The organism is Pseudomonas oryzihabitans NBRC 102199, assembly GCF_000730625.1.
GTDB lineage: Bacteria > Pseudomonadota > Gammaproteobacteria > Pseudomonadales > Pseudomonadaceae > Chryseomonas > Chryseomonas oryzihabitans.
The window spans coordinates 1-24651 of sequence record NZ_BBIT01000003.1; the positions used below are offsets into that span (position 1 = coordinate 1).

A 24651-nucleotide genomic window follows, 5' to 3' on the forward strand; every position below is an offset into this window, starting at 1 on the left:
ACCTTGAGTGGGAAAAAGCCGCTTGCCATGAGAGACAAGCGGTGGCCACGGATATGGATAGCGTCGGCGCAGAAGCCGACTTCTCCAGATCCGACAAAAACAAGCGCAGCCGAGTGGTAAGTGACCGTTCTGAGCTTTCAGGGAAGGGGTAATGTCGCAGGAACTGCTCAGAGGCTAGCGGTACAAAAATCAGTACACTAGCGGTACAGTGCCCAGCTCTCACAGATTTCGTTCAATTACGCTTAAACAGCTCTACGGCTATACTTTCAGATGACTGTGCCTACGCTAAGCTACGCCCGATTTCATTGGGCTTGCAGCGTTTCTAGGCAACTCATAATCCTTTGGTCCACGGTTCGAGTCCGTGTGGGCCCACCAGCTTTCAGGAGCCGCGCGTTGCGCGGCTTTTTTGTGCCTGGATTTTGGGCTTTTGCCCTGCCTTTTCCGAGTCCTCGTGCTTTAGCCGAACGTCTGCACGAAGGGCGCAGCGCTGTGCCGGATGGCAGCGACGATCTGTGGCGCCTGGTTGCAAAGCTCAGTCGAACGCTGCAGTACCCGTTCCAGCGCCTCTAGCTGGGCGCGGATCACCTCAGCGGGTCGTTCAACGTCGCAGACTTGCGCAAAATCCAGCAAGCCTTGGCGCGAGGCGAACAACGACTTGTTGCCCAGCAGCTCTAATGCCAGCACGTCCTCGGGAATGTAGGCGGTGGTGTTGACGATGTCGTAGGCGGGGGCCAGGCGGGCATCGCGTTGAGCTGGATCGGAATAGAGCAATCCGAAGTTCTTCAGGTGTGCATCACCGTTGCCGAGGATGCAGCTCAGGCTGACCATGGCGAAGAGCTGGGCCAATGAGGAGCGGACATGTTCGGGTGCGCAAAACAGGCGAATAGCCTTGGCGATGGCCGAGTAGCTCTTGCTGTATTTCTGCTCCGCCGCCAAGCCCATCAGCGCGGCCATATCTTCGAAGCCGAGAGGTTCAAGATGTTCGTCGCGGTCGAACCGGCGCATGACGAATAGCTTGGCGTTGCTGGAAAGGTGAAATTCCGGCACCGGAATGCCTGACTCGTGGGCCACGGACATGCAGAGGTATTCGTTGATCGCCAGGCCCGGAAATTCGTCTCGACCACTCTTGATGATCAACTCGGCGGTTCTCGAGGTGAAGCGGGCATCCTCCCGCTCGGGCACCAAGACCTTGGGCTGTACGCCGGAGATACCGGCGCGCAGGATGTAGCGATCCACCAACTCGACGAACAGGTCTTCCGTGCCATCCCAGGCGAGAATCTCGCTGAGCCGTTCGCCTGGAAAGCGCTGGCGCTCCAGCAGTGTATCGATCTCAGGCGATGTCACCGTCACGCGACCGATGGGCGAACTACTGCCTGTCAGGGCCAGCAGAGCCATGGGATCCAGAGGTACCAGCTTGGCCAACCTGTTGCGTAGCTGCTCTAGTACATAGCCTTCCGGCAAATTCATCTGGAAGATCGGATGCAGTTCGCGGCGGCGATAGTCATCCAGGCGCACCGGCATCAGCAGACTGATGGCAGCCCTTGCCGAAGCATCGTCCTGGTAGCGGAACAGGTAGTCGCCATCCTGAGCCATGAGCGCTCCGCTCCCGCCTGCAGGGGTTGCGACGCGCAGCCGAGTCTTCATCAGTCGAATACCCCCTGAATCTCGTCCAAGGTCGGCAAGGCGGCAGGGATTATTGCCAGCTCGCAATCCAAGGCTGCGAGCGCTCGTGCGTAGGCTGCCATACCGACACGGGAGTCTCCTCGCTCCACGGCGATGATCTTTTGCCGGGTAAGGCCTGCCAGCTCGGCGAGGCTTGCTTGCGTAAGGCCTCGATTAAGGCGCCGCTGGCGGAGTTGGCTGCCGAGACGTTGACTGATCAGCTCGCTATCCATGTTCTGCATACGTAACAAATCTGATGGTTTGTAACGTATACGGAACCTGAAGCTTCCAGTAAAGCCAATTCTATCGTCGTGGCAAGACGTGCCTTTTGCGTGCCTGGTGGTCGCTCTCTGGCATCACCTGAATGGCTAGACGTGCAGCAACGCCAACGCCCCAACCGCCACTCCTCCCCCCGCCACCCCATACACCGCCGCCTGCAGCCAGCGCCGCCGGGTCAGCAGGGTGATGGCGGCCAGGGAGATGGCGACCTGCATCAGCATGGTGGCCTGCGCCCAGCGGTGGTGGCGGTGGAGCTGGGTTTCGCTGAGGGCTTCGTTGGCGTCGACCTTGGCTTCCAGGGCTTCGGCCTTGGTGCGGATCTCGGCCTTTTGCTGGGCGTAGCGTTGGCTGTCCTGGGTGAAGCGCTGGGCGGTGTCGGGGTTGGTCGCGAGGGCAGCGCCGAGGTCGGCAAGGTTCTGTTTTTCGCCCTTGGCCTGGTAGTAGCCCCACTGGTTGGCGGCTTCGGTCTTGGCGATGGCTTCTTCGTTCTTGTAGTAGAGCGCCAGGCTCTCGGCATTGCCGCCCTGGTAGGCACAGAGGGCGCCTAGCGTCGCCAGGATGGCGGTGGTGACGGCGATGCGGCCGGTGAGGCTGTCGCGGCGATGGGCGCCATGGGCGGCGTGTTCCACCTCGTGGTCGTGGGGGCCGTGGACTTCGTATTCGCTGGACAAGGCTCAGCTCCGCTGCGGATTCCTGCGGCGAGGCTAGCCGGGTCTACTTAACGCCTCCTTAAGACTGGGGCAAGCGCGCCTGCAGCCAGCGGCGCAGCGGACCGGCCACCCAGCGCTGCATGGCCAGGCCGAGCAGGACGATGAGCACCAGGTGCAGCGGCAGCATCCAGCCGGGAATGGGGATGGGCAGCGCCAGCGCCTCGCCGACGTCTTCGGCCAGGTCTTCGAGGCTGTCGCCGGCCAGGTGCATCCAGCCCAGCAGGGTGCGGGTCCAGGGTTCGAGCACGCCGATCAGCGGGGTGTGGACGGCGAAGATGCACAGCGAGGCCTCGCCAAGACGCTGGGCCAGGCGGCGCACACCGGCGCGACCGGGTTCGCCGAAGGTGGCGCAGGCCAGCAGCACCGCGGCCTGGAAGGGTGTCAGCAGGCCGTTGTGGACCAGGTAGAACCAGCGGCGGCCATCGCCTTCCAGCAGCAGGGCGCCCAGCCACAGGCCGGTCAGGCCGAACAGCAGCAGCGGCAGGCGCAGGCGCTGGGTCGTCTCGGCCACCCAGGGCTCCTGAACGGCGCGATAGAGCAGGATGCCGAGCAGGAATTCCGGCAGGCGGATCAGCGGATTGCGGTGGATGACGCCCACCGTCACGGTATCGAAGGCCTGGGCCCAGGTGGCCACCAGCGGACCGAGCAGATAGAGCCCCCAGAGCGCCGCGGCGGCCAGGGCCCAACGGCGCAGGCGCATCAGCCGCGGACCGAGCAGTGGAAACAGCAGGTAGAAGAACAGCAGCGCCGAGATCGACCAGGCGGCGCCGTTGAGCCAGAGAAAGCGTGGCTCCCAGGATTGCAACAGCAGCAGTTGCAGGAGCACGTGGGTGGTGGCGGCCAGCCAGGACAGCGGCAGCATCTCGTCCAGCTCGCTGCCCTCTTCCAGCTGCAGATAGGGGTGCTGGTTGTAGTAGACCGGCACCCCGTGTTCCAGCCAGGAATCCTGGGATAGCCAGTAGGACAGCCCCAGCGCGACCAGCAGGGTGAGCAGGTGGATGGGATAGAGATTGCACAGCCGCCGCAGGACGAAGCCGCGGGAGCTGCCCTTGAGCGCGCCCTGGCGATCCAGGCTGACATGGGCCAGCAGGAAGCCCGACAGCAGGAAGAAGGTGCTGGTGGCGAAGAAGCCCATGCCGGCCAGCCGGCGGAAGGCGTCCGGCAGATCGCTGTAGAGCCCGCCCAGGTGGTAGACGACCATGTACAGCGCCATGAGGAATCTCAGCCATTCCAGGCCGTAGTAACGGGCGGTGGGGCGGCTTGCGGTTGAAGAGGTCATGGCGGCGAATTACGGCGGATAGAATCTGATTATAAGCCGCCCGGGCAGGACCCCTGCCGATCTTCATGACAAAAGCATGACAACTGGTTTCCCAAGGTTGCCAGGCACCGCTCAGGACTCCGCAGCCTGGAAGCCCTGCGGTCCCTGAACCGGGATTGATTCACCCGGCGAACGCAGGCTCCGGCAACCCCTGAACCCCGGGATCCAGGGCGAAGAGTCCACCCGCCAGCGGCTGATCGCTGAGATCGCCCCCCGGACGGATGGTGGTCACGAACAGGGTATCCAGATTGCGCCCGCCAAAGGCGCACATGGCCGGCTTCTTGACCGGTACGCTCAGGGAGCGATCCAGGCGGCCGTCGGGGGTGAAGCGGTGGATCAGGCCGGCATCGTTGCCGCAGATCCAGTAGCAGCCGTCGACATCCACCGCGGCGCCATCAGGGCGGCCGGAATGGGCGTTCATGTCGACGAACAGCCGTCGGTTGCTGGGTGTGCCCGTGTCGGGATCGTAGTCGAAGGCCCAGATCAGCTGACGGCTGGGATGGGAGTCGGACAGATAGAGGGTGCGGCCATCGGGGCTCAGGGCCAGGCCATTGGGCACGATGAGGTCGTCCAGCAGCAGCCGGGCGCCCTCGCCCGCCGCATGGCTATAGAGCCGTCCGGCCGGTGCGCCTTGGGCCATGTCCTGCACCATGGTGCCCACCAGGAACCGGCCCTGGCGATCGCAGCGACCGTCGTTGCATCGCATGGCCGGCTGGGCATGGTCGAGAGCGACCAGGCGTTCGCCGCTCAGCTGGCCGGAAGCCTCGGCCTGCAGGGCGAAGAGGCCGCTTTCCAGACCGGCGAGCCAGCCGCCACCCTCGCGGGCGGCGATACAGGCGAGCATTTCCGGTGCGCTCCAGCTGTCCAGGGCGCCAGCCGGGGTCCAGCGGTGCAGCCGTTTGGCCGGGATATCGACCCAGTAGAGCGCCTGTTCGGCGACCTGCCAGACCGGGCACTCACCGGTGGCGTTGCGGGCATCGACGAGCAATTCGGCAGTCATGGCGGCTCTCCTCAGTCGTCGAAGGGACCCGTGGCGACGAAGGCACCACCCTGGTAGACCATCGACGGATCGTCCGCTGCCGGCATGGGCTGGGCTTCGACCTTGGCGCGGAATGGCTCGGAGCTGTCCTTGGGCTGGAAGCCCAGGTGCGCGGCCAGGCGGTTGTCCCACCAGCTGTCACGGTTGGCGGAGGCGCCATAGACGATGGTATGGCCGACGTCCGGGGTGGTCAGGCTACGCAGGATGAGATCGGTCAGGTCTTCGTAGCTCAGCCAGGTGGCGAGCATGCGGCGATTCTGCGCCTCGGGGAAGGAAGAGCCAATGCGGATGCTCACCGTCTCGATGCCATAGCGATCGAAATAGAAGCTGGCCAGGTCCTCGCCAAAGGCCTTGGACAGGCCGTAGTAGCTGTCCGGGCGCTGGGGCACGCTGGCGTCGATGCGCTGATCCTGGCGATAGAAGCCGATGACATGGTTGGAGCTGGCGAAGACGATGCGCTTCACCCCGTGGCGCCGCGCGGCCTCATAGAGGTTGAAGGTGCCGCGGATGTTGGCTTCGAGGATGGGCTCGAAGGCGTGCTCGGTGGAAATCCCGCCGAAGTGCAGGATGGCGTCGACGCCTTCCACCAGCGCATGGACGCCGGCCTTGTCCGCCAGGTCGCAGGTCACGACCTCTTCCGCCGGGCCTTCGGCCGCAGCCATCGGCGCGATGTCGGACAGCCGCAGGATCTCGGCATGGGGCTTGAGCCGCTGGCGCAACTCCTTGCCCAGGCCACCGGCAGCACCAGTGAGCAGGAGTCGATGGAAGGGTGACGAGGAGACTTCGGACATGAGCGGGCGCCTTCTTATGGAGTTATCTGGCAAGAGGTACGACATCTCACCTCTTTTCGCGATTCTCGCGGGCGCCCGGGGTCCTGTCAATGCTACCTAGGCCGGCAGACAGGGCAGCCGCAGGCGGAAGGTCGCACCCTGCCCGGCGATGCTTTCCACGTGCAGGCTGCCGTGGTGCGCCTTGACGATCTGGTCGGCGATATAGAGGCCCAGGCCCAGGCCGGCGATGTTCTCGGTGCCACTGGCGCGCTCGAACTGGCGGAAGATCAGCGCCTGGTGCTCCACGGGGATGCCGATGCCATGGTCCTTGACGCTCAGCTCCACGTCGGCGCCGTCGCTGCGCAGGGATATCTCCACCGGACGTCCGGCGCCGTATCTCATGGCATTGGTCAGCAGGTTGGTGATCACCTGCTCGATGCGGAATTCGTCCCAGTAACCGGGCGCCGGGCCTTCGGCGTGCAACTCCACCGGACAGCCGGCCGCGGCGAATTGCGAGGCGAAGCTGTCGACCACGGTGTTGACCAGGGCGGCGAGATCGCACTGCGAGGGCCGAATCGACAGCTTGCCGGTGCGGATGCGCGAGATGTCGAGCATGTCGTCTATCAGGTGCACCAGGCGCTGGATCTGCCGCTCGTCGCGCTCGGCCATGCCGGCCAGCTTGTCGGGGGTGAAGGCTTCCAGCTTGCCCTTGTCCAGGTACATGCGGCGCAGCTGGGCTTCGAGCATCAGGGTGTTGAGCGGCGTCTTGAGTTCGTGGGAGACCATGGACATGAAGTCGTCACGGGTACGCACCGCCTGCTGCAGCTCGACTTGGGTCTGGCGCAACTCGGCCAGCAGGATCTCCTGCTCCTGGCGACTCTGCTCCAGGGCCACCAGCTGCTCGGCCAGGCGCTTGCGGTGCCAGTAGAGGTCGACGAACACCCGGGTCTTGCTCTTCACCGCATGGACATCGAGGGGCTTGTGCAGGAAATCCACCGCACCGCTTTCGTAGCCCTTGAAGGCATAGTTGAGGTCACGGCCGGCGGCGCTGACGAAGACGATGGGGATGTGCCGGGTCTTTTCCAGGCCGCGCATCATCTCCGCCAGTTCGAAGCCGTTCATGCCCGGCATCTGCACATCGAGGATAGCCAGGGCGAATTCGTGCATCAGCAGCAGCTCCAGCGCGGCCTCGGCGGAGCTGGCCTGGAAGATCTCCAGCGCCTCGCTGCGCAGCAGGGCTTCCAGCGCCAGGAGATTTTCCGGCAGGTCGTCTACGAGCAGGAGCTTCGCCTGTTCGACGGGTACTTCAGCCATGGTCGCGTTCCAGCTCGATGAGCAATAGATGGATGCCCGGCACATCCAGCACGAAATCCGGGTGGAATCTCTTCAAAGCCGCCTCGGGCATGGTCGGCACCTCCGCCGATTGCGGCGACTGGACGACGGTGACCCCGCCGTTCTGCGCCAGGGCGTGCAGGCCACTGGCACCGTCATGGTTGGCACCGGTCAGCAGGATGCCGCAGACCTGCTCGCCCAGGGCGTCGGTCGCGCTTTCGAACAGCACATCGATGGACGGCCGTGAGAACTGCACCGGCTCGTCGCGGGACAGCGACAGGGTGAAGTCATCCTCTACCAGCAGGTGATAACCCGGCGGCGCGAAATACAGGGTGCCCGGCAGTATAGCGTCCTTGTCCTCGGCCTCGCGCACCTGCAGGGCCAGCCGCTGCTGAAACAGCTCGGCCAGGCGCGAGGTGCGATCGTCCGGCAGGTGCAGCACTACGGCCAGCGGCAGGCGGTAGCTGGCCGGCAGGGTCGAGAGCAGGCGCAGCAGAACCTGCAGCCCGCCGGCAGAGGCTCCGATGACGATGAGGCGCAACGGCTTGCGGGGCGGGAACATGCTAGAGCCTGCGGAACAGCCGTTCCTGCTTCACCACCGGCTCGAAGTGGTTGGCATAGGCGGAGAAGTCCAGCGACTCCTTGCTGCCCAGACCGAGAAAGCCGCGGTGACTCAGTGACTCGTGGAACAGCCCGAGCGCCCGATTCTGCAGATTCTTGTTGAAGTAGATGAGCACGTTGCGGCAGGACACCAGCTGGGTCTCGGAAAAGACGCTGTCGGTGGCCAGGCTGTGATCGGCAAAGGTCACGTTGGCGATCAGCGACTTGTCGAACAGCGCGCCGTCGTAGGCTGCGGTGTAGTAGTCGGAAAACGCGCGGGTGCCGCCGGCCTTCTGGTAACTGGCGGTGTAGGCGCGCATCCGCTCCAGCGGAAAGATGCCCTGGCGGGCCTTTTCCATGGAGCGCGGATTGATGTCGGTGGCATAGAACAGGGTGCGGTCGAGCAGCCCTTCCTCCTGGAACAGGATGGCCATCGAGAAGACTTCCTCGCCGGTGCTGCAGCCGGCGATCCACACCTTGAGCGAGGGATAGGTGCGCAGGACCGGCACCACCTGCTGGCGCAGGGCAAGGAAGTAGCCCGGATCGCGAAACATCTCGCTGACCGGGATGGTGATGAATTGCAGCAACTCGGCGAACAGCGCCGGATCGCGCAGCACCCGCTCCTGCAGCGCCGAGATGCTCGGGCAGTCGAAGCGCGTCAGTGCCTGCAGCACCCGACGCTTGAGCGAGGCCTTGGAGTAGTTGCGGAAGTCGTGGCTGTATCTCAGGAAGATGCCTTCCAGCAGCAACCTCAGCTCGATGTCCTGCAGCCGTTCGCTCATGACCTACAGCCGCTCCAGCGACGGCATCCAGACGCGGATCAGCGAGAACAGCCGGTCCAGGTCGATGGGCTTGGCCAGGTAGTCGCTGGCGCCGGCGGCGAGGCAGCGCTCCTGGTCGTCCTTCATGGCCTTGGCGGTGATGGCGATGATCGGCAGCTTCTTCATGTGCGGCCGCTTGCGGATCTCACGCATGGCTTCGTAGCCATCCATCATCGGCATCATGATGTCCATCAGCACCAGGTCGATGGTGTCGCTGTTGTCGAGCTTTTCCAGCGCCTCCAGGCCGTTGCGGGCGATCTCCACCTTGGCGCCCTTCTGCTCCAGGGCGCTGGTGAGGGCGAAGATGTTGCGCACGTCGTCGTCCACCAGCAGCAGGGTGCGGCCGTCGAAGGCCTTCTCGCGGCTGCGGGCGCTTTCCAGCATGCGCTGGCGATCGAGCGGCATGTCGGCCTCGATCTTGTGCAGGAACAGGGTCACCTCGTCGAGCAGCCGTTCGGGCGAACGCGCGCCCTTGATGATGATGGAGCGCGAATACTTGAGTAGCGCCGCCTCTTCGTCGCGGGTCAGGCTGCGCCCGGTATAGACGATCACCGGCGGGAAGGAGCAGATGTCTTCGCTGGCCATGCGCTGGAGCAGCTCGCCGCCTTCCATGTCGGGCAGCTTGAGGTCGATGACCATGCAGTCGTAGACCTCGTCGCGCAGCAGCTCCAGGGCCTGGCTGCCCATCTCCACCGCGGTGATCTCCACGTCCACATCGCCGATCAGCTTAGCGATGCTGTCGCGCTGCAGGGCGTCGTCTTCCACCAGCAGCACCCGCTTGATGCCGGCGGCGAACTTGGCTTCCAGGCGAGTGAAGGCCTCGCGGAGTTCGTCGCGGGTGGTGGGCTTGATGGCGTAGCCGACCGCGCCCATGTGCATGGCCGTCTCGATGCGATCCGAGGCCGAGACCACGTGCACCGGGATGTGGCGGGTCAGCGGATTTTCCTTGAGCCGTTCCAGCACCGTGAGACCGGAATGATCGGGCAGGCCCATGTCCAGCAGGATGGCGTCCGGACGGTATTCCAGGGCCGCGGCGAAGCCTTCCTCGGCGCGATGGGCCACCAGGCAGCTGTATTTCAGTTCGTGGGCCAGATCGAAGAGGATCTGCGCGAAGGGCACCTCGTCTTCGATCACCAGGACCCGGCGATCCGGATAGGGCCAGTCGTCCCGGTCGTCGGCGAAGGCCGCTCCCACGGGAGCCGCCGCCTCGGTGATCGGCGGTGAAGCCGGCGGACGCGGGGTGGCGGCCAGGGCCGGCAGGGGCGCGGATGCCGCGGCCGGCGCGGTGATCGCGGCAGGGGCGGTGACCGGGGTGATGGGCAGAGCGGGCGCAGCGGCTTCCTGGTACTCCAGCGGCAGGCGCAGGGTAAAGGTGCTGCCCTCTCCCGGCTGGCTGGTGACGCTCAGGGTGCCACCCAGCAGCAGCGCCAGGTCGCGGGAGATCGACAGCCCCAGGCCGGTGCCGCCATAGCGCCGGGTGATGGCGCCATCCGCCTGGCGGAAGGCCTCGAAGATCAGCTCCTGCTGCTCGGCGGCGATGCCGATGCCGGTATCGCTCACCGCGAAGCTAGGCTGCCCGTCTTCCAGCGACAGGCGCAGGGTCACCTGGCCGTGCTCGGTGAACTTGAAGGCGTTGGACAGCAGATTCTTGAGGATCTGCTCGACCCGCTGGCGATCGCTGAAGAAGGCCGGCGGCATCCGCGCGTCCAGCTCCACCACGAAGGCGACACCCTTGTTTTGGGCCACCGGCTCGAAGGCGGTCTTCAGGGCTTCCACCAGGCGGCGCACGGACATCTGCTCTGGGCGGATCTCCAGCATGCCGGCCTCGACCTTGGAGATGTCGAGGATGTCGTTGATCAGGGTCAGCAGGTCATTGCCCGCCGAATAGATGGATTCGGCGTAGCGCACCTGCTCGCCGCTGAGGTTGCCGGCCGGGTTGTCCGCCAGCAGCTTGGACAGGATCAGCGAGCTGTTCAGCGGTGTGCGCAATTCATGGGACATGTTCGCCAGGAATTCGGACTTGTACTGGCTGGCCCGCTCCAGCTCACGGGCGCGGTCTTCCAGCATCTGCTGGGCTTCGTTGAGGCGATTGTTGCGGTCGTCCAGCACGTCGCGCTGCTGCAGCAGTTCCTGGGCCTGTTCGGAGAGCTGCTCGTTAGTCTGCTCCAGCTCCGCCTGCTGCTGCTCCAGATGGACCTGGGATTCCTTGAGCGCCTGGGACTGCTCTTCCAGTTCTTCGTTGGCGGTGCGCAGTTCTTCCTGCTGCACCTGGAGTTCTTCGTTGAGTTGCTGGGTTTCCGCCAGGACCTGCTGCAGGCGCTGGCGATAGCGCGCGGCTTCCACCGAGGAGCCGATGGAATCGGCGATTAGGGTCAGCAGCTCCTCATCCTGCGGCCGCAGGGCACGCAGGAAGCCCAGCTCGACCACGCCATTCACCCGGCCGTCGTTCTCGATGGGCACGATGAGCGCCGCACTGGCCTGGCGCTCACCCAGGGCCGAATTGACCTTGAGGTAGTCGGCGGGCAACTGCTCCAGCGCCATGACGCGACCGTCCAGCACCGCCTGACCGGCCAGACCCTCGCCCGGCGCCAGGCGCTGGCGCCGACGACGGCCCTCGTCGTCCAGGGCGTAGTCGGCGACGCGCTCCAGACTGCCGTCGTCGAGTCGCACATAGAGGGCGCCGGCCGCAGCGCCGAGATAGCGCGCCAGGAATTGCAGGATGCTCTGGCCCAGCGGCGCCAGTGACGCCTGGCCGATGACGGCTTCCGACAGCTGATTCTGGCCCGAACGGAACCAGCTCTGCCGTTCCAGATTGTCGGTGTGCTCGGCCTGCTGATCGAGCAGCCGGGTATAGGTCGCGGAGAGTCGCATGAGCTCACGGCGCCCGAAGAAGGCCATGATGCCCGACAGCAGCAGGCTGACGATGAGGAAGGCGGCGACGAAGATCACCGTCATGCGACTGGCCGTCTCGGTGCGCTCGGCGCGCATCTGCTCTTCGTAGGCGATGAAATCGGTGTAGTCGCGGCGGATGCTGTCGATGCGGTTCTTGCCCTGGCCATCGTTCAGCGGCGTCTGGAAATCGCCACCCAACCGCCGCGCATCGATCACCCGGCTTGCATAGTCGCGCCACTCGCGATGCACCGCTTCGATCCGTTCCAGGCGCCGGATCTGCACGGCACTGTCGCTGACCAGATTCTTCAACTCATCGAGCTGCGGCTCGACATTGGGCAGCGCGCGTTCATAGGGCTGCAGGAAGGCAGTATTGCCGCTCAGCAGATAGCCGCGCATCCCGGTTTCCAGGTCGACCACCAGGCGGAAGTTGGCATTGGCCTCGCTAATGACGCGGTCGGTATGCTCGACCCACTGGGTGACCTTCAGCAGGTAATAGATGATGGCGATAAAGAAGATCGCGCTGAAGACACCGATGCTCAGAGGCAGGGAGAGGTTGCGCTTGAGGATCTGGCTAAAGTGCTTCTGATCGAGGGGCGACTCGCGATTCATGGGGTCTGAAAGCCTTGTACGGGACAAAACGGTCGGCGACGGCAAAGCCTCGGCCTGCGGAGGGGTGTCGTCACTGACCGTGGCACCACCGGCGGTCGATCAAGGATACCGGTGTGGTGGGCCGGCAGGCCTCGAACAGGGCTGCAGGAAGCGCCCTCGCCTAGCGCGGACCTCTTGCCCTCAAGCCCCTGCCGCTTCGGTTGCGCTGACCCCTAGGTCAGCCAGTCGATTGCGGCACCGGGGCCGCGATCCGGCCGTGGGTTCAGCGACGAGCAATCACCCAGACGGCATGGATGATACCCGGAATGTAACCCAGCAGCGTCAGCAGGATGTTCAGCCAGAAGGCGCCGCCGAAGCCGACCTGGAGAAAGACGCCCACGGGCGGCAGGATGATGGCAAAGATGAGGCGGATGAGGTCCATTTCAGGCTCCAGTAGCAGGCAGGCAAGAAGATGCCTCTAAGACTGGCAGGACCTGAATCAGGTTCCGGCAGGCAATAAAAAACCCCGCCGAAGCGGGGTTTCGCAGACCTAACCCAACATCCTTGTCGGGCCGCCAATCCTTGGCCATCTATCCCTGTAAGTCTCTGCCCGACATCCTTGCCGGGGGGCCATCCTGGCCACATTTCCTTGAAGTCATCTGGAGCGCTGGGCACATCCTGTACCGCGATCCGATGGGTGTAGATTACGCAGCTACCCGGGTGTAGGCGATGGCTTATCGCGGCGATGTCATGTAAGCCAAAGCTTACACGACATGGCTTTTCACCTTTTCCGTCAACAGCTTAGAAGGCCTCCTCGGCCAGGGCGTAGAGCGGCTGGGCGCCGCTGCGCACGGCGGCCGCCAGGCTCAGGGTGCGCGGCAGCAGGCGGGCGAAATAGAAGCGTGCGGTGGCCAGCTTGGCTTCGGCGAAGGCCGCGTCCTGCTCCGCCGCGGCAGCCGCGGCCCGTGCCCAGAGATAGGCATAGGCGACATAGCCGAACAGGTGCAGGTAGTCCACCGAGGCGGCGCCGAGCTCATGGGGGTCGCTGGCGCCGGCCTGCAGCAGCCACTCGGTCGCGCCGTCCAGCTGATCCAGGGCCTGGCGCAGGGGCGCGGCGAATTCGTTGTCCGCCGGCAGGCTGGTGAGATAGCCATGGACCTCTTCGCTGAAGGGCCGGTAGAGGGCGCCGCGACTGCCGGCCAGCTTGCGGCCGACCAGGTCGAGGGCCTGGATGCCGTTGGTGCCTTCGTAGATCTGGGTGATGCGCACGTCGCGCACCAGCTGTTCCTGACCCCATTCGCGGATGTAGCCATGGCCGCCGAACACCTGCTGGCCGGCGACGCAGAGTTCCAGGCCGAGATCGGTGAGGAATCCCTTGGCCACCGGGGTGAGCAGCGCCACCAGGGCTTCGGCGCGTTCGCGCTCGGCCGGCTCGGGGCTGTACTTGGCGGTGTCGAGTTGCAGGGCCACATAGCTGGAGAACAGCCGGCCGCCTTCGTTCAGCGCCTTCATGGTCAGCAGCATGCGCCGCACATCGGGGTGGACGATGATGGGATCGGCGTTCTTGGCGGCCTGCTGGATACCGGCCGGGGAGCGGCTCTGCAGGCGTTCGCGGGCATAGGCCAGGGCGTTCTGGTAGGAGCGTTCGCTCGAGCCCAGACCCTGGATGCCGACGCCCAGCCGCTCGTAGTTCATCATGGTGAACATGGCGGCCAGGCCCTTGTTGACCTCGCCCACCAGATAGCCGACCGCGCCATCGAAATTCATCACGCAGGTGGCGGCGCCCTTGATGCCCATCTTGTGTTCCAGGGAGCCACAGGCCACGGCGTTGCGCGCGCCCAGGGCGCCCGCCTCGTCCACCAGGATCTTGGGCACCAGGAACAGCGAGATGCCCCGGGAACCGGCCGGCGCATCGGGCAGCTTGGCCAGCACCAAGTGAATGATGTTCTCGGTGAGGTCGTGCTCGCCAGCGGTGATGAAGATCTTGGTACCGGTGACCCGGTAGCTGCCGTCGGCCTGGGGCTCGGCGCGGGTGCGGATCAGGCCCAGGTCGGTACCGGCATGGGGCTCGGTCAGGCACATGGAGCCGGCCCACTGGCCACTGTAGAGATTGGGCAGGTAGGCCTGCTTCAGGGCTTCGCTGCCATGAGCGTGCAGGGCCAGGCAGGCGCCGGCGCTAAGCATCGGATAGAGACCGAAGGCCAGGCAGCTGGCGTGCATCATTTCCTCGACCTGGGCGGTGAGCACCTTGGGCATGCCCATGCCGCCGTATTCGGGATCCCCACCAACCCCCACCCAGCCGCCTTCGGCAAAGGCCTGGTAGGCCTGGCGGAAGCCCTGGGGGGTGGTCACTTCACCGGCTTGCCAGTGGCAGCCTTCTTCATCGGAATTGCGATTGAGCGGCGCCAGTTCCTGGGCGCACAGCTTGCCGGCTTCTTCGAGGATGGCATCGGCGGTCTCGCCGTCCACCACCTCGGCCAGGGCGGGCCACTGACTCCAGCGGTCCTTGACCTTGAAGACGGCATCCAGCACGAAACGGATATCGCGAAGCGGCGGGGTGTAGTCGGCCATGTCGAGTCTCCTCGGAAGGTGTTCTTGTCGGTATTACCCGAGTGTAAGACCGAACCGGAAGGGAGACATAGGTTCATGATCTGACCTGATGGTCAGCCGATCGGAGGTCCGCAGCGAGTGGTTTTTTCGCGGCCGCGAAAAGGCGAAAACCCCGCCGGAGCGGGGTTTTCAGTGGAACGGCGACGCCTTAGTAGCCGAGGGCGAAGTCTTCCTCGGCCAGGGCCATCAGGCTGCCGGCGCCGGCCAGCAGGGACTCGGCATGGGCGCGGGTACGGGGCAGCAGGCGCTCATAGTAGAAGCGCGCGGTGGCCAGCTTGGCCTGGTAGAAGGCGGCCTCCTCGGTACCGGCGGCCAGCTTCTCGGCGGCGACCCGGGCCATGTCGGCCCAGAAGTACGCCAGGCAGCAGTAGCCGGAGTACATCAGATAGTCGACGGCGGCGGCGCCCACCTCCTCGCGATCCTTCATGGCGGCCATGCCGACCTTGAGGGTGATCTCGCCCCACTCCTTGTTCAGCTTGGCCAGCGGCTCGACGAAGGCCTTGAGCTGGGCATTCTCGGCGTTGGCCTGGCAGAACTTGTGCACCACCTTGGTGAAGGCCTTGAGGGATTCACCCTGGGTCATCAGCACCTTGCGACCCAGCAGGTCGATGGCCTGGATGCCAGTGGTGCCCTCGTAGAGCATGGCAATACGGGCATCGCGCAGATTCTGCTCCATGCCCCACTCGGCGATGTAGCCGTGGCCGCCGTAGATCTGCACGCCGTGGCTCGCCGCCTCGAAACCCACCTCGGTCATGAAGGCCTTGGCGATGGGGGTGAGGAAGGCCAACTGGGTCTCGACCTGCTGCTTCTGCTCTTCGTCCTGGCTGTACTTGAGGATGTCCACCAGCTTGGCGGTGTAGTAGATCATCGCCCGGCTGCCTTCGGCGAAGGCCTTCATGGTCAGCAGCATGCGGCGCACGTCGGGGTGCACGATGATGGGATCGGCGGGCTTCTCGGGCGCCTTGGGACCGGTCAGGGACCTCATCTGCAGACGCTCGCGGGCGTACTTCAGACCGCCCTGGAAGGCCACCTCGGCATGGGCCAGGCCCTGCAGGGCGGTGCCGATGCGGGCGAAGTTCATGAAGGTGAACATGCAGTTCAGACCGCGATTCGGCGGGCCGATCAGGAAGCCGGTGGCGCCGTCGAAGTTCATCACGCAGGTGGCGTTGCCGTGGATGCCCATCTTGTGTTCCAGGGAACCACAGTGCACGGCGTTGCGCTCGCCGGCCGCGCCGCTGGCGTCGGGCAGGCGCTTGGGCACGATGAACAGCGAGATGCCCTTGGTGCCGGCGGGGGCGTCGGGCAGGCGGGCCAGCACGATGTGGACGATGTTCTCGGCCATGTCGTGTTCACCGGCGGAGATGAAGATCTTGGTGCCGGTGATGGCGTAGCTGCCGTCAGCACGCGGCTCGGCCTTGGTGCGCAGCATGCCCAGGTCGGAACCGCAGTGGGGTTCGGTCAGGCACATGGTGCCGGTCCATTCGCCGGTCACCAGCTTTTCCAGGTAGGTGTGCTTCTGCTCGTCGGTGCCGTGCTGCTCCAGGGTGTTCATGGCGCCGTGGGACAGGCCGGGGTACATGCCCCAGGACCAGTTGGCCTGGCCGACCATTTCCGAGAGAGAGATGCCAAGGGACTCGGGCAGGCCCTGGCCACCGTGGGCCGGGTTGTGCGCCAGGCTCGGCCAGCCGCCCTCGACGAACTGGGCATAGGCTTCCTTGAAGCCATCGGGGGTCTTCACCCCGTCTTCGCTCCAGGTGCAGCCCTGCTGGTCGCCGATGCGATTGAGCGGCGCCAGTACCTGCTCGCAGAACTTGGCGCCTTCTTCGAGGATGGCGGAAACCATGTCGGGAGTGGCGTCGCCGCACCCGGGCAGGCTCTGGTAGTGCGCGTCATAGCCCAGGAGTTCGTCGCGGACGAAGCGGATGTCCCGCAGGGGGGCTTTGTAATCGGGCATGACTGTTACCTCTTTGCGAATGCTTGTTGTCGAGGGTGGCGGCAGCGTCGCTGCGGACCTGCCGCCAGGGCGTTTAAACAGTCGTTTGAAACTAATGTTCCAGGCCTGGCCTTGTCAAGCGTGGCGAGGACGAGCGGAACGACCGGTCAGTCCGCCAGGGCCAGGGCTTCGTCCAGGGCCGCCGCCGTCGCCGGACGTACCAGCCGCGCCAGTTCCTGGCCGTCCTTGAAGACGATCAGCGTGGGCCAGAGCTTGACGCGAAAGGAGCGTCCCAGGCGGCGGCCGGGACCGTCCTCGATCTTGAGATGGCGCACGCCGGGGTAGTCCGCGAGCGCCGTGGCCAGCAGCGGCTGGGCGGCGCGACAGTGGCCGCACCAGGGTGCGCCGAACTCCAGCAGGGTGACACCCGGCAGGGCGTCGACATCAGCGCGGGCGGGCTCCTTTTCCGCATAGGTGGTCGTCATGGTCATGGCGGGGCTCCTGAAGTCGGTTCCAACGGTGGACAAGTCGCTGGCGGGACTGCTCGGTCACGGGAAAAGGACTAGGGTCGATCCTGCGGTACGCCTCGATGTCATGACAATAAAACAAGGCGCTCCATTTCTGCCTCCGTCTCCGCCCTTTCCCGAGGCCCGCCATGAGCCAGACAGCGACTTCCGTTTCACCCGCCACCCTGCGCAAGGTCATCTCCGCCGCGTCCATCGGCAACTTCGTCGAATGGTTCGATTTCGCCCTCTATGGCTTTCTCGCCACCCTGCTCGCGGCGCACTTCTTTCCCAGTGGCGACGCCACCGCCGGCCTGCTCAAGACCTTTGCCGTCTTTGCCGTGGCCTTTGCCTTCCGGCCACTGGGCGGCATCGTCTTCGGCCTGCTGGGTGACCGCATCGGCCGCAAGCGCACCCTGGCCCTGACCATCCTGATCATGGCCGGCGCCACCGCCCTGATCGGCATCCTGCCCAGCTACGCCACCATCGGCATCTGGGCGCCGATCCTGCTGACGCTGATCCGCTGCGCCCAGGGCTTTTCCGCCGGCGGCGAATACGCCGGGGCCTGCGCCTACGTGATGGAGCATTCACCGCGCGATCGCCGCGGGCGCTATGGCAGCTTCGTACCGGTCTCGACCTTTCTCGCCTTTGCCAGCGCGGCCCTGACCGCCTGGGGCCTGGAGCGACTGCTGGGCGCCGCCGCCATGGCCGACTGGGGCTGGCGCATCCCCTTCCTGGCCGCCGCGCCGCTGGGCCTGATCGGTCTCTATCTGCGGCTGAAGCTGGACGAGACCCCGGCCTTCCAGGCGCTGGAAGCGGACCATGAGGTCAGCCATTCGCCGCTGGGCGAGACGCTCAGGCTGCAGGGTCGCTCGATCCTGCGCCTGGGCGCCTTCATCTCGCTGACGGCGCTGTCCTTCTATATGTTCACCACCTACTTCTCCACCTACCTGCAACTGGCCGGCGGCTTCGACCGGGCCGCGGCCCTGGCCATCAGCCTGATCACCCTGTTCGCCGCCGCGGCGGCCTGTCCAGTGCTGGGACGCGTCACCGACCGCATCGGCCGGCGCATGACCACGGTGCTGGCCAGTCTGGTGCTGGCGGTAGGCGTCTATCCGGCGCTGCTGCTGGCCAGCAGCGGCCAGTTCGGCAGCGCCCTGCTGGGCTCGCTGTTGCTGGGCGCCGGGGCGGTGCTGTGCAACGTGGTGACCGCGCCGCTGCTCAGCGAGGTCTTCCCCACCCGCACGCGCTACACCGCCGGGGCCATCACATACAACCTGGCCTACACCATCTTCGGCGGCACCGCGCCGCTGATGGCGACCTGGCTGATCGGCGCCACCGGCAGCAATCTCTCGCCGGCGCTCTACCTGATCCTGATCGCCCTGCTCGGCCTGATCGGCGGCCTGAGTCTGCCCGAGACTTCGCGCATCGATCTGGACGAGGTCAGCGAAGGCGGTGAAACGGCCTATCGCGCGGTGCGCGGCTAGACCGCTCGTCCCTTGACCGGCACTTCCTCCGGGTCCATCTGCCGATAGGCAAAAGGCCCGGAGTTTCGCCATGCCCGCCGCTCACGATCTGCAACGCTTCCTCGACGCCCAGGCCGACACCTATGCCACCGCCCTGGCGGAGATCCGCGCCGGGCACAAGCGCAGCCACTGGATGTGGTTCATCTTTCCGCAGATCCAGGGGCTTGGCCGCAGCGAGACGGCGCAGCGCTACGCCATCGCCTCCCGCGACGAGGCCAGTGCCTACCTGGCGCATCCGCTGCTGGGACCGCGCCTGCGGGAGATCACCGCCGCCGCGCTGGAGCATCCGCAGCTGTCGGCCACGGCGCTGTTCGGCCAGCCGGACGATCTCAAATTCCATTCCTGCCTGACCCTCTTCGCCGCCGTGGCCGAAGACCCCGAACCCTTTCGTCAGGCGCTGAAGACCTTTTTCGCCGGCCAGCCGGACGAAGCCACCCTGACGCGACTCTGCTAGCGCCAGAGCTCGGGTAGCGCCCCTTCCCGTCCGGTCACCGGATCAGTCAGTGGCACAGGCACCTGGGCGATCAGTTCGACTGAACGGGCATGGGCGGCCGGATCGGCGCGCTGGGTGATGAAGTCCTGCTGATCGGGCGGATAGGCGCCCACCACCAGGAAGTCCGCGCTGGATTCCAGGTTGCGGTGTCCGGTCCCCGCCGGCAGCACCACCACGTCGCCCGCGGTCACCTCCACATCCTGCCCCTGCTCGCCACCCAGCCGCAGCCGCGCCTGGCCGCGCGCCACGCCAAGGACTTCATGGGCATTGGGGTGATAATGATGATAATCGTAGACGCCATAGCGCCATTGCGGCGGCCAGGCGTTGTCGGCGAACAGCCGCTCCAGGGCGGCGGCGCGGTCGGAGCCGGCCAGGGGAACCTGGCGATAGAGCAATACGGGCAGGCGACTGTTGGGGATGACGCCATCGTCGGCGAAATGCAGTTGTTCGGGCTGACCGGCACCCACCGGCGCGGCCAGGGCCAGGGCGGCGGGCGCCAGGCCCAGCACCAGGGAAAGGACGGACAGAGACGGACGATGCGGCATGCGGGACTCCCTCGGGGCTTTGCCAATGGAGGCCCGCCTGGTGCCCGGGTTCAGCGCCCGCGACGAGGGGTCAGGCCAGCCATTCCCGCAGCAGCGCCGAGGTGCGCTCCGGCAGTTCCAGCGGCGGCAGGTGACCGCAGTCGTCCAGCACCACCAGGCGCGAGTCCTGGATGCCGGCGTGCATCAGCTCGGCTTCGGCCGGCGGGGTCAGCTGGTCCTGGGCGCCCACCACGATCAGGGTCGGGATGCGGATCTCTGCCAGGGTCGGGCGTGAGTCGGGGCGGTCGATGATCGACTGCTGTTGGCGCAGGAAGGCCTCCTTGCCCACCGCCTTGCCCATGGCCAGCACGGTATCGGCCACCGGCGTGCCCAGGCGCGAGGCGTGGATCAGCCGCGGCAAGAGTTGCGGACTGATACCGAGGAAACGCCCGCGCTCGGCCAGTTCGAGCATGGCGCGGCGCTGGGCGGCGCGCTCCGGGGCGTCCGGGCTGGCCATGGTGTCGAACAGCGCCAGCCGCGCTACCCGTTCCGGCGCCTGGCGCAGGATCTCGAAGGCCACGTAGCCGCCCATGGACAGGGCGCCCAGGGCGAAGCGCGGCGGCGCCTCGGCCAGCACCCGGCGCGCCAGGGCAGGGATGCCCAGGTCGCGGGTGAGGTCGGGAATGAGCACCGGACAGACGTCGGCCAGGTCGGCGGCCTGAGCCGCCCAGAGACGGCTGTCGCAGAGCAGGCCGGGAAGCAGGATCAGCGGAAGGGAATCGGTAGCGGTCATCACGGGGGACTTGAGAGACACTGCGGAAAACGCGCAGTGTAGCGCGGATCACCAGCGAACCCCGTGGGCTTCGTGGGTTCCAAGGGACATTGCCAAGGATCCGGAAACATCCATGCGTACTGAAGGCTTCTTCGACTGGCTCGGCGCCGCGCTCGGCCAGGTCATCCGTTTCATCATCGATCTGTTCGGCTCGGTGCTCGGCGGCCTCGCCGACGCCGTGCACGACTTTCTCCATGGCATGGCCCGCTCCATCGGCATGGACGACTCCTATATCAGCTTCGTGGTCCTGGCCATCGGCCTGCTGCTGCTCTACGCCGCGGTACGCGCCTTCATGGCGCGCTCGGTGGTGGGCGGCGTCATCTGGCTGATTCTCGGCCTGATGGTGATGAGCTGGCTGATCCGCGGCTGACTGGTCGCCAGGCGCTCCGCCTGGCACAGTAGGGCTCTCGCTCGGCACGGACGCCGTCATGACCCCACCCCTTTCCCAGGCCTTGAAGCGCCACTGGCAACGCCTGCGGCCCGGGACCAGCTGCGCCCTCTGCGCCGCCTGGCTGCCGGCCGGACTGCCCCTGTGCGAAGGCTGCGACAGCGAATTGCCCTGGCTCGGCCCCCATTGCCAGGGCTGCGCCCTGCCCCTGCCGGTGGACGGCCTGTTCTGCGGCGGCTGCCTGGCCAAGCCGCCGGCCTTCGACCAGGTGCTGGCGCCCTGGCGCTATGCCTTTCCGGTCGACACCCTGATCAACAGATTCAAGCACCGCGATCACGGCAGTCTCGGCCGTCTGGCCGGGGCGCTGCTGGCGCGGCATCTGCAGCACCTGTTCGACGAAGGTCAGCCGCGCCCGGAGTGCCTGCTGCCCGTTCCTCTCTCGCCCCTGCGCCTGCGCCAGCGCGGCTTCAACCAGGCCGCACTGCTGGCCGGCTGGCTCGGCAAGTCCTTGAAGCTACCGGTGGATGGCGGACTATTGCAGCGGGTGCAGGAGCAGCACAGCCAGCAGGGCCTGAGCGCCAGCGAGCGGCGGCGCAATCTCCGGCAGGCCTTCGCCCTGGTGCAGGACGCCGGGTTGGAGGGTCGCCATCTGGCCCTGGTGGACGACGTCCTCACCACCGGCGCCACCGCCGACAGCCTGGCGCGCCTGCTCAAGCGCGCGGGCGCCCGGCGGGTGGATGTCTATTGCCTGGCGCGGACGCCGCCACCCGGCGAGTAGCGCTGTCACCAAACCGTCATTTAGTCTGACTAGCCTCGCCTGCACACCGTGAGGGAGCCATCAGCATGCACAACGACCAGACCGATCTCGAACGCCTCGTCCAACTGAGCCGCCGGCGCTTCATCGGTGCCGGCGCCCTGGCCGGTGCCGCCCTGTTCCTGGGCGGCGGCCTGCTCGGTCGCAGCGCCCTGGCCGACGCCGTCGGCGAAGCCGCGGGCAATCCGCTGATCGGCTTCGCCAACATCCCCGCCTCCACCGCCGACACCCTGGCGGTGCCGCCCGGCTATCGCGCCAGCGTGCTCATCAGCTGGGGTCAGCCGCTGCACGCCGACGGTCCGGCCTTCCGCCCCGATGGCAGCCCGAGCGCCGCCGACCAGGCCGTGCAATTCGGCGACAACAACGACGGCATGGCCTTCTATCCCTTTCCGGACGATCCGGATCGGGCGCTGATGGCGATCAACAACGAATACACCAACTACCGCTATCTGCTCAGCCACGGCACGCCGCCCAAGTCCCTGGAAGACACCCGCAAGGCCCAGGCCGCCGAGGGCGTCTCGGTGATCGAGGTGAAGCGCGTGGACGGCCAGTGGCATTTCGTCCAGGGCTCGCCCTATAACCGCCGCGTGCATGGCAACACGCCCATCGCCGTCAGCGGTCCGGCCGCCGGCCATGACCTGCTCAAGACCGCCGCCGATCCGGCCGGACGCGAGGTGCTGGGCACCTTCCAGAATTGCTCCAGCGGCGCCACCCCCTGGCACACCTACCTGACCTGCGAAGAGAACTTCACCGACGTCTTCGGCAGTCGCGATGCCAACCTGAAGTTCGACGCCGCCCAGAAGCGCTACAGCGTCAAGCACGCCAGCGTGGAGAACGACTGGCACCTGCACGACGATCGCTTCGACCTGGCGCAGAATCCCAACGAACTCAATCGCCACGGCTGGATCACCGAGATCGATCCCTTCGATCCCCAGGCCAAGCCGGTCAAGCGCACCGCCCTGGGGCGCTTCAAGCACGAGAACGCCGCCCTCGCCCGCACCCGCGATGGCCGCGTGGTGGTCTACATGGGCGACGACGAGCGCGGCGAATTCATCTACAAGTTCGTCAGCCGCGAGCCCCTGCAGGACGATCCCAAGGCCAATCGCGACCTGCTCGACCAAGGCACCCTCTATGTCGCCCGGTTCGACGAGGGCGATCGTGATCCGAACCGCCCCAAGGGCCGCGGCCAGTGGCTGCCGCTGGTGCATGGCGAGAACGGCCTGACCGCCGCCAACGGCTTCGCCAGCCAGGCCGAGGTGCTCATCCACGCGCGCCAGGCCGGCACCCAGGTCGGCGCCACGCGCATGGACAGACCCGAGTGGATCGCCGTCAGCCCCAAGGACGGCCAGGTCTATTGCACCCTGACCAACAACACCAAGCGCGGCGAGGACGGCATGCCGGTGGGCGGCCCCAATCCCCGCGCCAACAACCTCTACGGCCAGATCGTGCGCTGGCGCGAGAGCGGTGACGATGCCGCGGCCCTGAGCTTCGACTGGGACCTCTTCGTCATCGCCGGCAATCCCAAGGTGCACCCGGGCAAGCCGGAAGCGGGCTCTCAGCAGATCAACGCCGAGAACATGTTCAACAGTCCCGATGGCCTGGGCTTCGACGCCGCCGGCCGGCTGTGGGTGCTCACCGACGGCAAGTACAGCAACAAGGGCGATTACGAGGGCATGGGCAACAATCAGATGCTCTGCGCCGATCCGCGCAGCGGCGAGATGCGCCGCTTCCTGGTCGGTCCGGTCGGCTGCGAGGTCACCGGCCTGGCCTTTTCGCCGGACTACAAGACGATGTTCGTCGGCATCCAGCACCCGGGCGAGGAAGGCGGCTCGACCTTTCCCGAGGCCCAGCCGAACGGCCAGCCACGCTCTTCGGTAATGGTCATCAGCCGCGAAGACGGTGGTGTGATCGGCGCCTGACCGGCGAGCGGATAGCGCTCGAGCCTTCGCCATGGGGCTCGGGCATGCGCTAGCATCTCCCGGATGCAGGGTGGCAATCGCCATCGTCCCCCGTGACCGAGGAGCGCGCCATGTCTCATCCGTTCGAAAATCTGAGTCCCGACCTCGTCATCGACGCCATCGAAAGCCTGGGCTATCTCAGCGATGCCCGGGTGCTGGCCCTCAACAGCTACGAGAACCGCGTCTACCAGATCGGCATCGAAGGCGAGACCCCGCTGATCGCCAAGTTCTATCGCCCGGATCGCTGGACCGACGCGGCCATCCTGGAAGAGCACGCCTTTTCCGCCGAACTGGAAGAACGCGAGGTGCCGGTGGTCGCGCCCCTGCAGCGCGATGGCCAGACGCTGTTCAATCATGCCGGCTTTCGCTTCGCGCTCTTTCCCCGCCGCGGCGGCCGGGCGCCGGAGCCGGGTGATCTCAATCAGCTGCATCGCCTCGGCCAGCTGCTGGGTCGCCTGCACGCGGTGGGCGCCAGCCGGCCCTTCCAGCACAGAGAGACGCTGGACGTTCAGGGCTATGGGCATGCCTCGCTGGACACGCTGCTAACCGGCAACTTCATTCCCCAGAGCCTGCTGCCAGCCTATGAATCGGTGGCGCGCGACCTGCTGCAGCGTCTCGACGAACTCTTCGAAAGCGTCAGCTACGACGTCATCCGCCTGCACGGCGACTGCCATCCGGGCAACCTGCTCTGCCGCGATGACGCCTACCATATCGTCGACCTCGACGACTGCCGCCACGGTCCGGCCATGCAGGATCTCTGGATGCTGCTGGCCGGCGATCGCCAGGAGCGGCTGACGCAGCTGTCCGAGCTGATGGACGGCTACGAGGAATTCCACGACTTCCAGCCGCGCGAACTGGCCCTGATCGAGGGGTTGCGCACCCTGCGGCTGATGCACTACAGCGCCTGGCTGGCACGTCGTTGGGACGATCCGGCCTTTCCCAAGAGCTTTCCCTGGTTCGGCAGTGAACGCTACTGGGGCGACCAGATCCTCACCCTGCGCGAACAACGCGCCGCCCTGGACGAGGCGCCGTTGCGGCTGTTCTAGGCTTGCTGCGACG

General features: G+C 66.0%; 22 protein-coding genes and 1 tRNA gene. 7 read left to right on the top strand and 16 right to left on the bottom strand.

All coding sequences use genetic code 11. From position 1 onward, the window contains the following. The first annotated feature begins 276 nt into the window (after positions 1-276). Positions 277-375 (top strand) — tRNA-Ile (locus POR01S_RS23650). Positions 376-456: 81 nt separating this feature from the next. Here the strand turns inward: POR01S_RS23650 and POR01S_RS05810 are convergent. The 14 genes from POR01S_RS05810 to POR01S_RS05875 form a co-directional block, all read right to left on the bottom strand. Beyond that, positions 457-1644, bottom strand: a complete 1188-nt coding sequence (locus POR01S_RS05810) for a type II toxin-antitoxin system HipA family toxin (RefSeq protein ID WP_042134495.1) — start codon at positions 1642-1644, stop codon at positions 457-459. Continuing rightward, a complete protein-coding gene (locus tag POR01S_RS05815) occupies positions 1644-1895 on the bottom strand; it encodes a helix-turn-helix transcriptional regulator (RefSeq protein ID WP_026083668.1) in 252 nt (83 codons plus the stop codon). The genes POR01S_RS05810 and POR01S_RS05815 overlap by 1 nt, the downstream gene beginning before the upstream one ends. Positions 1896-2030: 135 nt before the next feature. Continuing rightward, positions 2031-2612, bottom strand: coding sequence for a DUF4337 domain-containing protein (locus POR01S_RS05820; protein WP_042134497.1), 582 nt, complete (start codon positions 2610-2612; stop codon positions 2031-2033). A gap of 58 nt (positions 2613-2670) precedes the next feature. After that, a complete protein-coding gene (locus tag POR01S_RS05825; protein WP_077171064.1) occupies positions 2671-3930 on the bottom strand; it encodes an acyltransferase family protein in 1260 nt (419 codons plus the stop codon). Between the two features lie 160 nt (positions 3931-4090). Beyond that, positions 4091-4969 (bottom strand): SMP-30/gluconolactonase/LRE family protein, encoded by an 879-nt coding sequence (locus POR01S_RS05830; RefSeq protein WP_042134500.1) that lies wholly within the window; start codon positions 4967-4969, stop codon positions 4091-4093. 11 nt (positions 4970-4980) lie between these two features. Next, positions 4981-5799, bottom strand: coding sequence for an NAD-dependent epimerase/dehydratase family protein (locus tag POR01S_RS05835; RefSeq protein WP_027597503.1), 819 nt, complete (start codon positions 5797-5799; stop codon positions 4981-4983). 96 nt (positions 5800-5895) lie between these two features. Beyond that, positions 5896-7092, bottom strand: a complete 1197-nt coding sequence (locus POR01S_RS05840; protein WP_027600709.1) for a hybrid sensor histidine kinase/response regulator — start codon at positions 7090-7092, stop codon at positions 5896-5898. Next, on the bottom strand, positions 7085-7672 hold the full coding sequence (locus POR01S_RS05845; protein ID WP_042134506.1) for a chemotaxis protein CheB: 588 nt from the start codon (positions 7670-7672) through the stop codon (positions 7085-7087). Before POR01S_RS05845 ends, POR01S_RS05840 begins: the two co-directional genes overlap by 8 nt. A gap of 1 nt (position 7673) precedes the next feature. Continuing rightward, positions 7674-8492 (bottom strand): CheR family methyltransferase, encoded by an 819-nt coding sequence (locus POR01S_RS05850; protein ID WP_027597501.1) that lies wholly within the window; start codon positions 8490-8492, stop codon positions 7674-7676. 3 nt (positions 8493-8495) lie between these two features. Continuing rightward, on the bottom strand, positions 8496-12032 hold the full coding sequence (locus POR01S_RS05855; protein ID WP_042134508.1) for a response regulator: 3537 nt from the start codon (positions 12030-12032) through the stop codon (positions 8496-8498). 262 nt (positions 12033-12294) lie between these two features. Then, a complete protein-coding gene (locus POR01S_RS23290) occupies positions 12295-12453 on the bottom strand; it encodes a YqaE/Pmp3 family membrane protein (protein WP_007159763.1) in 159 nt (52 codons plus the stop codon). 359 nt (positions 12454-12812) lie between these two features. Continuing rightward, entirely contained in the window at positions 12813-14582 is a 1770-nt protein-coding gene (locus POR01S_RS05865) for an acyl-CoA dehydrogenase C-terminal domain-containing protein (RefSeq protein WP_042134511.1), read from the bottom strand. A 187-nt stretch (positions 14583-14769) separates the two neighbouring features. Beyond that, complete coding sequence (locus POR01S_RS05870; RefSeq protein WP_042134513.1) at positions 14770-16575, bottom strand: phenylacyl-CoA dehydrogenase; 1806 nt, start codon at positions 16573-16575, stop codon at positions 14770-14772. A 146-nt stretch (positions 16576-16721) separates the two neighbouring features. Next, complete coding sequence (locus POR01S_RS05875) at positions 16722-17045, bottom strand: thioredoxin family protein (protein WP_027600705.1); 324 nt, start codon at positions 17043-17045, stop codon at positions 16722-16724. Between the two features lie 164 nt (positions 17046-17209). Here POR01S_RS05875 and POR01S_RS05880 point away from each other — a divergent pair, with 164 nt between their 5' ends. Together POR01S_RS05880 and POR01S_RS05885 are read left to right on the top strand one after the other, a co-directional pair. Beyond that, positions 17210-18544 carry an MFS transporter gene (locus tag POR01S_RS05880; protein ID WP_027597496.1) on the top strand — a complete coding sequence of 445 codons (1335 nt, stop codon included), beginning with the start codon at positions 17210-17212 and terminating at the stop codon, positions 18542-18544. Between the two features lie 70 nt (positions 18545-18614). Further along, positions 18615-19037 carry a DUF1810 domain-containing protein gene (locus POR01S_RS05885; RefSeq protein ID WP_027597495.1) on the top strand — a complete coding sequence of 141 codons (423 nt, stop codon included), beginning with the start codon at positions 18615-18617 and terminating at the stop codon, positions 19035-19037. On the opposite strand, the gene POR01S_RS05890 is transcribed toward POR01S_RS05885, so the two are convergent. Both POR01S_RS05890 and POR01S_RS05895 read right to left on the bottom strand, forming a co-directional pair. Further along, positions 19034-19621: a cupin domain-containing protein gene (locus POR01S_RS05890; RefSeq protein ID WP_081875169.1), complete on the bottom strand. Its 588-nt coding sequence runs from the start codon at positions 19619-19621 to the stop codon at positions 19034-19036. The two genes, POR01S_RS05885 and POR01S_RS05890, sit on opposite strands and share 4 nt — an antisense overlap. 70 nt (positions 19622-19691) lie before the next feature. Then, positions 19692-20393 (bottom strand): alpha/beta fold hydrolase, encoded by a 702-nt coding sequence (locus tag POR01S_RS05895; protein WP_042134516.1) that lies wholly within the window; start codon positions 20391-20393, stop codon positions 19692-19694. A 112-nt stretch (positions 20394-20505) separates the two neighbouring features. On the opposite strand from POR01S_RS05895, the gene POR01S_RS05900 reads away from it, so the two are divergent. The 4 genes from POR01S_RS05900 to POR01S_RS05915 all read left to right on the top strand — a co-directional run bounded on the left by POR01S_RS05900 (position 20506) and on the right by POR01S_RS05915 (position 24638). Then, the gene (locus POR01S_RS05900) at positions 20506-20802 is read left to right on the top strand and encodes a hypothetical protein (protein ID WP_007159771.1); all 297 of its coding nucleotides are present in this window, start codon (positions 20506-20508) and stop codon (positions 20800-20802) included. A 58-nt stretch (positions 20803-20860) separates the two neighbouring features. Next, positions 20861-21598 carry a ComFC family protein gene (locus tag POR01S_RS05905; protein ID WP_255211803.1) on the top strand — a complete coding sequence of 246 codons (738 nt, stop codon included), beginning with the start codon at positions 20861-20863 and terminating at the stop codon, positions 21596-21598. A gap of 65 nt (positions 21599-21663) precedes the next feature. Next, on the top strand, positions 21664-23553 hold the full coding sequence (locus tag POR01S_RS05910; RefSeq protein WP_042134517.1) for a PhoX family protein: 1890 nt from the start codon (positions 21664-21666) through the stop codon (positions 23551-23553). Positions 23554-23663: 110 nt separating this feature from the next. Continuing rightward, positions 23664-24638, top strand: a complete 975-nt coding sequence (locus tag POR01S_RS05915; protein WP_007159773.1) for a serine/threonine protein kinase — start codon at positions 23664-23666, stop codon at positions 24636-24638. The last annotated feature ends 13 nt before the right edge of the window (positions 24639-24651 follow it).